The sequence below is a fragment of the Coprococcus sp. AM100_B19A genome, from assembly GCF_027662015.1.
GTDB classification, from domain to species: Bacteria; Bacillota; Clostridia; order Lachnospirales; family Lachnospiraceae; genus Allocoprococcus; species Allocoprococcus comes.
This window is the reverse complement of sequence record NZ_JAQDKN010000003.1, coordinates 154095-167051: the sequence shown is the minus strand read 5'-3', so window position 1 is coordinate 167051 and position 12957 is coordinate 154095. Positions and strand designations below refer to the sequence as shown.

10 protein-coding genes are annotated in these 12957 nt (G+C 43.3%); 3 read left to right on the top strand and 7 right to left on the bottom strand.

Annotated elements, in window-relative coordinates:
* Positions 1-119: 119 nt before the first annotated feature.
* The 3 genes from PGQ33_RS04425 (at position 120) to sigE (ending at position 3507) form a co-directional block, all read left to right on the top strand.
* Entirely contained in the window at positions 120-1739 is a 1620-nt protein-coding gene (locus tag PGQ33_RS04425; protein ID WP_117834438.1) for an MBL fold metallo-hydrolase RNA specificity domain-containing protein, read from the top strand.
* Positions 1740-1961: 222 nt separating this feature from the next.
* A complete protein-coding gene (locus PGQ33_RS04420) occupies positions 1962-2753 on the top strand; it encodes a sigma-E processing peptidase SpoIIGA (protein ID WP_008371882.1) in 792 nt (263 codons plus the stop codon).
* 10 nt (positions 2754-2763) lie between these two features.
* Positions 2764-3507, top strand: coding sequence for an RNA polymerase sporulation sigma factor SigE (gene sigE / locus PGQ33_RS04415; protein ID WP_008371883.1), 744 nt, complete (start codon positions 2764-2766; stop codon positions 3505-3507).
* Between the two features lie 54 nt (positions 3508-3561).
* On the opposite strand, the gene ftsZ is transcribed toward sigE, so the two are convergent.
* The 7 genes from ftsZ to PGQ33_RS04380 all read right to left on the bottom strand — a co-directional run bounded on the left by ftsZ (position 3562) and on the right by PGQ33_RS04380 (position 12943).
* On the bottom strand, positions 3562-4770 hold the full coding sequence (gene ftsZ, locus PGQ33_RS04410; RefSeq protein ID WP_022220760.1) for a cell division protein FtsZ: 1209 nt from the start codon (positions 4768-4770) through the stop codon (positions 3562-3564).
* Positions 4771-4919: 149 nt separating this feature from the next.
* Complete coding sequence (locus tag PGQ33_RS04405; protein ID WP_182450896.1) at positions 4920-5678, bottom strand: cell division protein FtsQ/DivIB; 759 nt, start codon at positions 5676-5678, stop codon at positions 4920-4922.
* A 44-nt stretch (positions 5679-5722) separates the two neighbouring features.
* Positions 5723-6781, bottom strand: a complete 1059-nt coding sequence (locus tag PGQ33_RS04400; RefSeq protein WP_207729718.1) for an FtsW/RodA/SpoVE family cell cycle protein — start codon at positions 6779-6781, stop codon at positions 5723-5725.
* 76 nt (positions 6782-6857) lie between these two features.
* Positions 6858-8219: a UDP-N-acetylmuramoyl-L-alanine--D-glutamate ligase gene (gene murD / locus PGQ33_RS04395; protein WP_270205343.1), complete on the bottom strand. Its 1362-nt coding sequence runs from the start codon at positions 8217-8219 to the stop codon at positions 6858-6860.
* Between the two features lie 13 nt (positions 8220-8232).
* Positions 8233-9189: a phospho-N-acetylmuramoyl-pentapeptide-transferase gene (gene mraY, locus PGQ33_RS04390; RefSeq protein WP_055157373.1), complete on the bottom strand. Its 957-nt coding sequence runs from the start codon at positions 9187-9189 to the stop codon at positions 8233-8235.
* 102 nt (positions 9190-9291) lie between these two features.
* A complete protein-coding gene (locus tag PGQ33_RS04385) occupies positions 9292-11025 on the bottom strand; it encodes a peptidoglycan D,D-transpeptidase FtsI family protein (RefSeq protein WP_270205342.1) in 1734 nt (577 codons plus the stop codon).
* Between the two features lie 64 nt (positions 11026-11089).
* Positions 11090-12943 carry a peptidoglycan D,D-transpeptidase FtsI family protein gene (locus PGQ33_RS04380; RefSeq protein ID WP_270205341.1) on the bottom strand — a complete coding sequence of 618 codons (1854 nt, stop codon included), beginning with the start codon at positions 12941-12943 and terminating at the stop codon, positions 11090-11092.
* Positions 12944-12957: the final 14 nt, after the last annotated feature.

Genomic DNA, 12957 nt, shown 5'->3' with positions numbered 1-12957 from the left:
TTTTTTCGCACTCTTCTGAAAGGATATACATTTTAGTAATATTGTCTGATTTTCTATCATTTTTCTTTAAATTATAGTATAATATACTAAAATAATTTTTACGCAAAGGGGTTGAGTATATGAAACTTACTTTTATCGGTGCCGCCCATGAAGTAACTGGAAGCTGCCATTATCTTGAAGCATGTGGAAAACATATTCTAATAGACTGTGGACTGGAACAGGGACCTGATCTGTATGAGAATCAGGAAATCCCGATCAATCCTTCCATGATCGACTATATCCTCTTAACGCATGCACACATTGACCATTCCGGCAAGATTCCTCTGCTTGTAAAAAATGGTTTTAAAGGAGAAATCATCTGTACATTCGCCACCTCTGATCTGTGCAGCATTATGCTCCGTGACAGTGCACATATCCAGGAATCCGAAGCAGAATGGCGGAACCGAAAGGCACTTCGTTCCGGTGCTCCGCTTTACGAACCACTTTATACTGTACAGGACGCCATGAATGCAGTCGCACTTCTTGCGCCGATCGATTATAACCAGACGATCCAGCTCTGTGAAGGAATCGAACTCCGCTTCACAGATGTCGGTCATCTGCTTGGTTCTTCCTGCATTGAAGTCTGGATCACAGAAGACGGTGTAAGCAAAAAAATCGTATTTTCCGGAGATGTCGGAAATATTGACCAGCCGATCATCAAAGATCCGCAGCATGTGGATGCAGCCGATTATCTTGTCATCGAATCCACCTACGGAAACCGGGTCCATTCTACTGTAAAACCGGATTATATTAAGGATCTTACCAGAGTCCTGCGCGAAACCTTTGCCAAAGGTGGAAATGTAGTCATTCCATCTTTCGCAGTAGGAAGAACCCAGGAGCTTTTATACTTTATCCGTGAGATCAAAGAAAATAATCTTTTGCCGGAATATCAGAATTTTGAGGTTTATGTAGACAGTCCTCTGGCGATCGAAGCAACCAACGTTTTCCAGAAAAATGTACAGTCCTGCTTTGATGAGGATGCAATGGCTCTGATAAGTAAAGGAATCAACCCTCTTCTTTTCCAGGGACTGAAAACCACGATCACCAGTGAAGAATCTAAAATGATCAACTTCAATGACAAACCAAAAGTAATCATCTCTGCTTCCGGAATGTGTGAAGCCGGCCGTATCCGCCATCATCTGAAACACAACCTCTGGAGAAAAGAATGCACGATCCTCTTCGTAGGCTATCAGGCAGTTGGCACTCTTGGCCGCAAGCTTGTCGAAAGCAAACCGGAATCAGTCCGGCTCTTTGGCGAAAATGTAGAGGTTAATGCCCGTATTGAAGTCCTTGCAGGGATCAGCGGACATGCCGATATGAATGGTCTTCTGAACTGGATTGATGGATTCAAAGAGAAACCATCCCACATCTTTGTTGTACATGGAGAGGATTCGGTTACAGATTCTTTCGCTGCTACCATCACAGACCGTTTCGGCATTCCGGCATTTGCACCATACTCCGGAGGCTGTGTTGATCTCGCAACCGATACCATCCTTTCTGAAGGTATCAGGCTTCCGAAAAAAGCAGTTGAAAAGCCGGCCAAAGCACGTGCTCTTACTGCATTCAACCGCGTGGTTGCGGCAGCCAAACACCTCATGGATGTTGTGCTTAAAAATGAAGGTCTTGCAAACAAAGATCTTGCAAAATTCGAGTCACAGATCCAGAATCTTGCTGACAAATGGGATCGTGACGACAGATAAATACCGATCTTATCTTTCCAGAGACCGGCTTCCGACATGGAACGCCGGTCTTTTTCTGTCTTTTTCGACAATTCTTTAAAAAAATCCAGCATTTCAGCATGTCGAATAAAATTATTCTGTTTTTCCCATCTTCTGACAAAATCTGAAACACATCTTTTCTATAATAAAGCATGCTTAAGTACCAAATCTATTTAGCAGCTAAAGAGAAAGAAGGATAAGACTATGCAGTATGAAGTATATCTGGATGTATTGTTTCTGGAAAATATGATGATGGATTTTCTGATTCTTCTGGCAGTAAAAAAAGTATTTCCATGTTCTGCCACTTATGGAAGTCTTCTTGCCGGTTCCTTTACCGGTTCACTACTGACCTGTGCCATTTTATTTTTTCCATGCCCGGTATGGACCCGCTATATCCTGCTGTTTTTCCTGGTAAATTCCTGTATGACAGTGATCGGATTGAAAATCCGGACATTTCCCGTTTTTTTCAAAGCATGGATTCTGCTCTATCTTGCAAGCTTTCTTCTTGGAGGTATCATGAGTTGGCTCCGTCTTTATTTTGGAAAATTTTTCCGGATCATATCTTTTCTTTTCACCCTTGGCATCTGTGGTTTTTTTCTTTTATATCATGGACTTTTGTTTCTAAAGAAACTATGGAAATCACAAGATCATAGTTTTGATGTGATTTTAACTGTAAATGGAAAAGATTTTCATCTGAAAGCCTTTCTGGACAGTGGTAATCATCTTTCTGATCCACTGACCGGAAAGCCGGTTCATATTATCAGCAAAGACGCCTGTCAGAAGATTTCTTCCCAAATCTCACCTGGAAGACTCCGGTACATCCCGTACCGGACTATACAGAAGACGACCAGTATTCTTCCTGTTTTTTCTGTCAAGAAGATGAGAATAACAGGAGAATCTGAATTTTTGATTCAATCTCCACTGATCGGTATTTCCGAACAGAAGAATTTTGGAAACGGAAAATATGAAATGCTATTGCATCCTGAAGATTGTTAGGAGGATTATAATGATGATAAAAGTTGCTGTTTCAGATTGTTTTAAATTGAAAATGATTCCCTCTTTCCGCAGTGTTTTCTTCCCGGAAAAGCAGGAAATCCATTACATAGGAGGGACAGATATCCTGCCGCTCCCACTTAGCAGTGAAGAAGAAGGTCATGCAATTTCCCTTCTCGGAGGCGGGCAGGATGAAGAAGGAAAAAAGCTTCTTATTGAACATAACCTGCGTCTGGTTGTATATATAGCGAAAAAATTTGACAACACCGGTGTAGGTGTAGAAGACCTGATCTCCATCGGCACAATTGGACTGATCAAAGCAATCAATACCTTCAATCCAGAGAAAAATATCAAACTTGCCACCTATGCCTCCCGTTGTATTGAAAATGAGATTCTCATGTATCTGCGCCGGAATAACAAGACCAAACTGGAGGTCTCCATCGATGAACCGCTCAATGTTGACTGGGATGGAAATGAGCTTCTTCTCTCCGATATTCTTGGAACTGAAGAAGATACCATTTATCGTGATATGGAAACCGAAGCAGAACACAAACTTCTTGGGAAAGCCATCGGACGGCTTTCAAACAGGGAACGGGTAATCGTGCAGATGCGATTCGGACTCGGAACCCCCGACGGGGAAGAAAAAACGCAGAAAGAAGTGGCCGATCTTCTTGGAATCTCCCAGTCTTACATATCAAGACTTGAAAAGAAAATTATGCAGAGACTGCGACGCGAAATGGTACGCTATGAACAGTAAACTATAAAAAACAGGGAAACAGTAATTTCTTACTGCTTCCCTGTTATTTCATTCTTATTTCTTGAAGAAATCCGGAATCTTGATAGACTGCTCTTTCACCTTGCTCTGTGGAGTTCTTGCACTCTGAAGCGGTGGTACCTGTGTAGTCTGCTGCTGTACCGGTCTGCCTCCGTATACCGGTCTTTCTACATTGCTGTATTCTCCCGGATTAAACTGTGGACGTGAAATATTGCTTGCTCCCATTCCAGATCCACCGTTCATCATAGCTGCTTTATGTTCCAGTCTTGACTGAAGCTTGCTCTGTGTTCCACCTACATTGTGAAGACCTGTTGCGATAACTGTGATAGTTGCTTCATCTGACTTGGAATCATCATACATTGCACCGAAGATGATGTTTGCATCTTCACCTGCAAGATCCTGTACATATTCTGCTGCATCACTCGCATCCATAAGAGTGATGTCACCTGAAATGTTGATGATAACGTGAGATGCACCTGCGATGGTTGTCTCAAGCAGAGGACTGGCAACTGCCTGCTTAACTGCTTCAAGAGCCTTGTCATCACCTTTGCCCTGTCCGATACCAATATGAGCAATTCCTTTATCTGTCATAACTGTCTGTACATCGGCAAAGTCAAGGTTGATCAGTGAAGGTACATTGATCAGGTCTGTGATACCCTGGATACCCTGCTGAAGAACTTCATCAGCTTTCTTAAGTGCTTCCGGCATAGTTGTTCTTCTGTCTACAATTTCAAGAAGCTTATCATTCGGAATAACGATAAGTGTATCTACATTTTCTTTTAATTTTTCGATTCCGGCAAGAGCGTTGTTCATTCTTGTCTTGGATTCGAATTTGAAAGGCTTGGTTACAACGCCAACAGTAAGTGCTCCCTGCTCTTTGGCAATACGCGCAACAACAGGAGTTGCTCCTGTTCCTGTTCCGCCACCCATACCACAGGTAACAAATACCATATCAGCTCCCTTGAGTGCTGACTGGATCTCTTCGGCACTTTCCTCAGCTGCTTTTTCACCGATCTCCGGTTTAGCCCCTGCACCAAGACCCTTTGTAAGCTTGTCTCCGATCTGCATAAGAGTCGGAGCTTTACATAACTGAAGAGCCTGTTTATCTGTATTGATTGCGATAAATTCAACACCTGCAATCTGTTCATCGATCATGCGGTTGACTGCATTGTTTCCGCCGCCACCTACACCGACTACAATTATTTTAGCTGCTGCTTCTGATTCATTTGTTTTAATTTCTAACAAGAGTTTCTCCTCCTTCGTCACCTTATTATATTATACACCCTAAATGTCAATATGCGCTTAGTTATACATAAGACTATAATATATTTTTTTCCGAAAAATATCAATAGAATTTTGTATATTTTCCTATTTTTTTATCCACTTGACACAGATTATGTTCCAAGGTCCGGAATCACATCTTTTTCGAAGGTAATTGTAATATTATCTGTGTTAAAATTTTCCAGATACAGGGTTCCTCCCTGATCTCCCAGCTTCTCAAGGATCGGCGATATCTGCATGATCCGTTCTTCCAGATTCGTGTGCCCGACATTGACACATTTGTTTCCAAAAAAAAGATACAGATCTGAACCGGAACAAACAATCTTATCCGGCGCGAGATCACATTTTTTCAGTGTCATCGTCATATCCAGAAGGTTCCCAAATGCTTTTTTGTTCGCCTTGCTGACCGGAAGTTCTTTGTAAAGCTGTACTTTCTTTACTTCCAGCCCTTCAATGCACGGGATTCCATCCCACAGCTCCTTTGTCTTTGCAAGTACGATACCATCCTTGTCAAAATAAATACATTCATCACCTGACACGATATAACCGGCCACACGCTTCTCTTTGATCGTCACCTTCACAGTCCACGGATTCTTCATCGTCACATTTGCCTCTTCCATTGCCGGAAGCAGCTCGTGATTCATCAGGTGGTTCCTGATCATCACATACAGAGAATTGGAAGACCAATTATCATCCTGCACCCAGTCTGCAATCTCCTGTCTGCTAAGATACTGATTTCCTGATACTTCGATTTTCCGCACTTGAAAGAGTAAAAGAAACGTAATCATAGCTATGCAAACCAAAATAATGACCAGAATGGCTTTCATGGCAGTCTGCTTTATGATTCTCTTTTTCCTTTCTTTCTGTATCATCCCATCAGGCATCTTCCTCCTTCCGTCATTTGTATATCTCCTGTTTAGTCTACCACTTGTGACACACTTAGCACAAGTCCCATTTCAATTAAAAGAAACATCACCGATGTTCCTCCATAACTGATAAAAGGAAGTGTAATCCCCGTATTCGGAATTGTGTTCGTCACAACTGCAATATTTAAAATAACCTGAATCATCATATGTGCCATCGCTCCGGTCGCGATCAGCGCACCAAAAAGATCCCTGCTTCCGGATGCGATCAGGAAAAAGCGCCAGATCAGAAGCAGAAACAGAAAAACGATAATCCCAGCACCCGCGAGTCCAAGCTCTTCACAAATAATTGAAAAGATCATATCATTCTGTGCCTCAGGTACAAATCCCAGCTTCTGTACACTGTTTCCGATCCCGACTCCGAATACTCCTCCGGATCCAATCGCGTAAAGCCCCTGCAGGGTCTGATAACCCTTTTCATATTTTTCCGGATTTCTCCAGATAGCAAGCCGTTCCAGCCGATAGCTTTCAAGGGCAAGAAAAATCCCCATAAAGCAGGCGCCTGCGATTCCCATCAAGGCAAATTGCGCATACTTCGGGCTTGCAACAAAGATCAGGATCACACCGATTCCCAGAATAATGATCGCCGTGCTTAAATTACTCGCTCCCACAAGTCCCACGATTGGAAGGATCCAGAACATAATCCTGCAAAGTGTCCACATTTTTCCGATTTTTTTTACGTTCTTCGTCACAAGATCCGCCAGAAAAAGAATCAGTGCAACTTTCGCAAATTCTGATGGCTGAAAAGAAAACGGGCCCAAAGCTAACCATCTTTTGGACCCGTTAATTTCTCTGCCAAACAACATGACCGCAACCGAAAGTGCAACTGCTGCCAGATAACCAAATACTGCCAGTCTCTGCCAGATGTGGTAATCCATCCCTGCCACGAACAGCATCAGTACAATTCCAAGCACCGTCGCAAACGCCTGCTTTTTCAGATAGTAAAAGGAATCATGAAATTTCACCTGCCCGTTATATGCACTGGTACTGTATAAGATCACCAGTCCAATCACAACCAGGAGAACAACAATCAACAGAAGCGTGTAATCCATACGCCCCTTTTTCCCTTTTTCCTCCACTTTGTTTCACGCCCTTTGATACAGATTATATGAAATTATTTTATTTCTTTTATAATGCATTCACGTATTTTTTGAATTCTTCCCCACGCACTTCATAGTTCGGGAACATTCCCCAGCTTGCACATGCCGGTGACAGCAGAACTGCATCTCCGGGTCTTGCAAGCTCCACACAGGTATCGAGTGCTTCTTCGAAAGTATCTTTTAAAATACAGTCATGAAATCCGCACTCTGCTGCTTCTTTCTGAATCTGCTCTTTTGTAGCACCGATCAGTACCAGATAGCGGACTTTTCCATCAAAGCTCTGGATCCATTCATGGAAATCGGACTGTTTATCATATCCACCACCAATCAGGATCGTCGGGCGGTTCATTGCCTGGATTCCCTTGATCGCCGCATCCGGATTCGTTCCTTTAGAGTCATTGTAATAGACAACCCCGTTCTTCTCTGCCACATATTCAATACGATGCTCAACCCCCTTAAATGCAAGTACAGACTTACGGATCACATCCAGATCTACACCGTAAGCCGCTGCCATTGCAACCGCTGCCATAACATTCTCATAATTGTGGACGCCAAGGATCTGTAATTCGCCGGTCTTGCAGATGACCGTTCCTTCTTTCTCCTTTTCCGGTTTGTATACAATGTCTTCTCCGTCAAGATAAATGCCCTGTTCCAGTTTATGCTTACTGCTGAAAAATAGAACACTTGCCTGAAATTCATCTGCCATCTTTCTTGTCTCTTCATCTTCATAATTGAGAACACAGATATCTTCTGGTGTCTGATTCTTCGCAATATTCATCTTTGCACGAATATATGCTTCCATCGTATGATGGCGGTTCAGATGATCCGGTGTGATATTAAGAACTGCGCTTACCTTTGGATGGAAGGTATGAATACTCTCCAGCTGGAAGCTTGAAAGCTCTGCCACGATCACAGAATCTTCTCTGGTATCTGCTGCGGCATTCGTATATGGTGTACCGATATTTCCCACAACAAAAACGCTGTCACGGGCATTTTTCATAATCTCGCCTAAAAGAGAGGTTGTTGTCGTTTTCCCATTGGTTCCGGTAATTCCAAGCACATCTCCTTTTCCACATACATAGGCAAGCTCAATCTCGCCCCAGACAGGAATTCCTTTTTCTTTCATAGTCAGAACAACCGGCAGATCAGTCGGCACCCCCGGACTCATTACAACCAGATCAAGACTTTCCATCTCCTCTTCCGGAAAAGCTCCGAGAACAACGCGGACTTTGCTTCCCTCACCAAGCTGTGCTTTCATTGCCTCGGCATCTTTTTTATCATTTCCATCATACAGAATTACCTCTGCCCCTTCTTTTTCCAGCAATCCGCAGGATCCGATCCCACTGATCCCCGCACCGAATACCAACACTTTCTTTCCTTGTAAATCCATTTTTGTAAGCCTCCTATAATGCCAGCAGTGCAACCAGGCACAGAATTGCAGTTACAATTGAAAAAACTGCAACCACCCGTGTCTCGCTCCATCCACACAGCTCAAAATGATGGTGGATCGGCGCCATTTTAAAGAAACGCTTTCCGCCTGTTTTCTTAAAATATGTTACCTGGATCATAACTGATAAAACTTCTACCAGATAGATCAATCCTACGATGATAATGAATAATGGCATCTGGAGCATGTATGCTGTCGAAGCAACAAATCCCCCAAGAGCCAGTGATCCGGTGTCGCCCATAAATACGCTTGCCGGATAAACGTTGAATAATAAGAATCCCAGCAGCGCACCTACCACTGCACAGGTAATCGGTTCGATCCCACTCTTTGTTCCGATCGCAACAACTGTAAAGAAGGTTGCCACAAGAACTGTTACACTGGATGCAAGCCCGTCCAGTCCATCTGTAAAATTCACACCATTGACGGTACCGATCACTGCAATAAAAAGTACCGGAATGGCAAACCAGCCGATGTTCAGATATTTCCCACCTGAAAACGGTATCAGCATGGTAAGCGGTATCTTTGCCACTTTCACGATGTAAAATGCAAAAATCGCTGTAATCACGATCTGGAGTGCCATCTTCTGCATCGGCATCAGTCCATCTGATCTGTGAAGAACAACTTTCAGATAATCATCCAGAAACCCGACCAGTCCGAATCCAATCGTTACAAAAAGTACCGGAATCACCTTCGGATACTCTCTTACATAGATCAGCGAAGTGACCGCAATCGCAAACAAGATCATCACGCCTCCCATCGTCGGCGTTCCGGCTTTTTTAAGATGCGACTTCACCCCGTCTTCTCTCTCTGTCTGATCCATCTTGAGTCTTCTTAAAACAGGAATTACCACCGGTCCTGCTGCCACACTGAGAACAAACGCGATCAGCACCGGTATGACCATTGTAAAATCCATAATACACCTCTGTCTTTCTTTTGTTTTCAAAATCAACCCTTACCTTAAAGGCACAGATTCTACGCTTTAGTATAATGTATCTGCCCTGTTTTTTCAACTGCTTCACGGGTTTTCTTCCCGTTCGATTCCAAGATAGGGAAGAATATTGTCGAAAATATCGCGCACAACCGGAGCTGCTATCGTCCCGCCATAATAGATACCCTGTGGATTGTAAATAATTGCCATTGCTGCTACCTGCGGATCATCTGCAGGTGCAAATCCGATAAAAGATCCTATATAACGGTTCGCACTTCTTGGCAGCGTCTGGCTGGTCGCTGTCTTTCCTCCGATCCGGTATCCTTCGATCTGTGCTTTTTTTCCTCCTCCCTCGGACACAACCGTTTCCAGTATCTTTCTCATCTTTTCTGACGTTTCTTTAGAAAGAATCCGTTTTCTTTTTCCATAAGAAATCGTTTCTTCTTTCTCTCCACTTTCCGCATCATAAACGGCGATGCCAAAATGAGGAGTGATCCTTTTTCCCTCATTCACCAGAGAACATACTGTTGTTGCCATCTGCATCGGTGTCACCTGAAAAGACTGTCCAAACGACATCGTTGCCAGCTCTACCTGCCCTACATTTTCCTTCTTGTGCATGATCGTTGCAGCCTCTCCCGGAAGATCTACACCTGTCTTCCCCATCAATCCGAATTTTTCAAAATATTTATAAAAATTCTCTGTTCCAAGCCGCATCCCTACTTCAATAAAAACCGGATTACAGGAATTCTGCACCCCCTGTACAAACGTCTCGGATCCATGTCCAGTCGTCCTCGCACACCGGATCCGGCGGTCTTCCACAAGCTTGTATCCAGGACAGTAAAAAGTATCTTCTTCTTTGACCACTCCCTCTTCCAACGCCGCCGAAGCAGTAAATACCTTAAAGATCGATCCTGGTTCATAAGTATCATTGATACTCCTGTTCCGCCACATCTGATTCAGCATTGCCTGTTTTTCTTCATCATTCAAAGCGGCATCTGTTCCCTCCGGTAATGTAAACGGGGCATTCAGATCAAACTCTGGAGCATTGACGCAGGCATAGATTTCCCCTGTTTTTGGATTCAGGATCAAAATCACAACTGCATCTGCCTGTTTTTCTTCCATTACTTTTTCCGCAGCCTGCTGTGCATATTCCTGGATATTATAGTCCAGGCTTACCTGCAGAGTGTCTCCGGAAACCGGTTCTACTCTGTCTTCCAGCGTATCCGCAAGCTCAATTCCTCTGGCATCAGTTGTTGTCAGAATCATTCCGTTCACACCTTTCAGATAATTTTCATACTTTACTTCCAGTCCAATGATTCCCTGATTGTCTCCACCGGTAAATCCAAGAACCTTTGAAGCCAGATTGCCATACGGATAGTACCGTTTAAAATCCTCATCTACCTTCACACCGTCCAGTTCATATGCACGAATCCGGTCCCCGGTCTCTTTCTCCACATTTGTCTTTATTTTTTCTCTAGAAGAAACTTTTTCGACTCTTTTCCGAATCATTTCTTTCTCTATTCCCAGCTCATCGGCAAGAACCTGGATCACTCTCTCCGGATCTGTTATCTGACTATGGATAACAGATATGGTACACACCGCTTTATTGGTCGCAAGGACTTTGCCATTTCTGTCAATGATCTCTCCCCTTGCCGCCTTGATCTCCCTCTCCCTTTCGTGCAACGTTTTTGCTTTCTGCTGATAATACGCAGCATCAAATATCATCAGATACACCAGTCTTGCGATCAGAAAAAAAATCATCAGAAGCGCGCTTAAAAATACTACCAGCATTTTCTTTTTATTATAAGTCTTATTCCGCATAAAAACCCCGAAAAACAGATTCTTACTATTACTGTATTATCTGTCTTCCGGGGTTATACCCAAATTACTCAGCCGGAGCCTTTGTAATATTCAAATATGGAAATGCTTCTGCCATAATATCAGAAGCGAGCTGTGAAATCAGGTTGCTGGTCGCTGACTGATCTGGAGCATTCGGTTCATCGATGACTACATAAATCATAATTTCCGGATTCTCCTGCGGTGCATATCCGATAAAGGATACCACGTTCTTATTCTCTCCACGGGGCAATTTTTCCGCTGTACCGGTCTTACCACCGATATCATAACCTTCTACCTGTGCATATCTACCACTACCGTTCTGAACAACACTGTACATATAACTTTTCAGTTTATCAGAAGTTTCTTTAGAAATTGTCTTCTTCTCCAACACCGGATCAATAGTCTGGATCACATTTCCGTTCTCATCCTGAATGGCTTTTACAAGATGCGGTTCATAATAATCGCCACCATTGATCAGAGAACAAAATCCTGTCGCAAGTTGAAGCATAGTTACGTTAAAATTCTGTCCGAAAGAGTTGGTTGCAAGATCCGTTTTGATCATTCCATCCGGTGACTGCAAAATACCAACCGCCTCACCCGGAAGATCAATTCCCGTATACTGACCGAATCCAAAAATACTCTGGTACTTACAGAATTCTTCCGGTCCGATTGCCAGACCAATCTGCATCAGGGCAACGTTACATGAATTTTCCATAACCTGTGTCAGATTCTGCTGCCCGTGTCCACCATTATCATAAGAGATACATTTAATCTCCCATTCATCGATCTGAAGGGAACCACCGCAGTAATAGGTCTCATCGCCTTTCAGTGCACCAATCTCCAGACCTGTTGCAACCGTAAATGGTTTGATCGTAGATCCCGGCTCAAAAGTATCGCTCACGCAGAAGTTTCTCCAGAGTTCATTCAGAGCATCGATCTTATCGTCACTGCTCATTCCGGTTATTTCTTCCTCTGTATAATACTTGGATAGATCTCTCGGATTATTCAGATCATAGGTAGGTGAGGAAGCCATTGCCAGAACTTCTCCGGTATTCGGGTTCATCATGATCACAGCTCCGTTTTTAAATCCCATCCCCTCCTGCGCTTCATCTGTGTGCGCCTGGTTAAACTCTTCCAGATGCTTTTCCACGATAGACTGCAGGTTCGCATCAATCGTTGTTACGATCGTATTTCCATTTATCGGCTCTTTCACCGTGTTTTCAATTGCCGAGTCTTCATTCTGATAACCATATCTGCGTCCATCTGTTCCATTCAACGTTGAATTATAGGATGCTTCCAGTCCGCTTGCTCCCACATTCCCTGATACGCTGAATCCCAGGACATCGCAGGCAAGTGTATTATATGGATATTTTCTGACATAATCCTCTTCCAGCCAGACTCCTTTGATCTTGGAATTTTTCTTCTCTGCCGCTTCAAATGCCTTCGCATCATCGTAGGAAATTCCTTTTTTCAGAATATTGTACCGACTGTCCGGACTGTCCGCGATAATTGCATCCACTGCCGATGCCTTGATCTGAAAATAACTTTTCAGCGCTTTTTTCGTAGCTGCTATGTTTTCAGCTTTTTTTGTCTCGTCTGAAAGTAAGACCTTTGCATCCAGAATCACATTGTATACACGCTCACTTGTCGCAAGCTTTGTGCCGTTTGTGTCTACAATATCTCCACGCTTGAACGGAATCGACCGACTCATATACTGCTGCTGATCCAGTACTGTCTTGGTATAATCTTCTCCTGACGAGGCATTGATATAGGTAATTCTTCCGACAAGAATAACAAAAGCCAGTAATATCGCTATAAAGAGCATTACCAGCTTTTTCTGCATTCCAATCGTGAATTTATGCCTCAGAACGGAAGGCTTTCTTTTTCTTCTTTTTGACATGTTATTCACCTTTG

What these genes read in the sequence shown, in the direction of transcription:
- PGQ33_RS04380 (WP_270205341.1), bottom strand. Translation starts at nt 12,943, where the DNA reads ATGTCAAAAAGAAGAAAAAGAAAGCCTTCCGTTCTGAGGCATAAATTC.
- murD (WP_270205343.1), bottom strand. Translation starts at nt 8,219, where the DNA reads ATGGATTTACAAGGAAAGAAAGTGTTGGTATTCGGTGCGGGGATCAGT.
- PGQ33_RS04420 (WP_008371882.1), top strand. Translation starts at nt 1,962, where the DNA reads ATGCAGTATGAAGTATATCTGGATGTATTGTTTCTGGAAAATATGATG.
- PGQ33_RS04400 (WP_207729718.1), bottom strand. Translation starts at nt 6,781, where the DNA reads ATGGATTACACGCTTCTGTTGATTGTTGTTCTCCTGGTTGTGATTGGA.
- PGQ33_RS04385 (WP_270205342.1), bottom strand. Translation starts at nt 11,025, where the DNA reads ATGCGGAATAAGACTTATAATAAAAAGAAAATGCTGGTAGTATTTTTA.
- mraY (WP_055157373.1), bottom strand. Translation starts at nt 9,189, where the DNA reads ATGGATTTTACAATGGTCATACCGGTGCTGATCGCGTTTGTTCTCAGT.
- sigE (WP_008371883.1), top strand. Translation starts at nt 2,764, where the DNA reads ATGATGATAAAAGTTGCTGTTTCAGATTGTTTTAAATTGAAAATGATT.
- PGQ33_RS04425 (WP_117834438.1), top strand. Translation starts at nt 120, where the DNA reads ATGAAACTTACTTTTATCGGTGCCGCCCATGAAGTAACTGGAAGCTGC.
- PGQ33_RS04405 (WP_182450896.1), bottom strand. Translation starts at nt 5,678, where the DNA reads ATGATACAGAAAGAAAGGAAAAAGAGAATCATAAAGCAGACTGCCATG.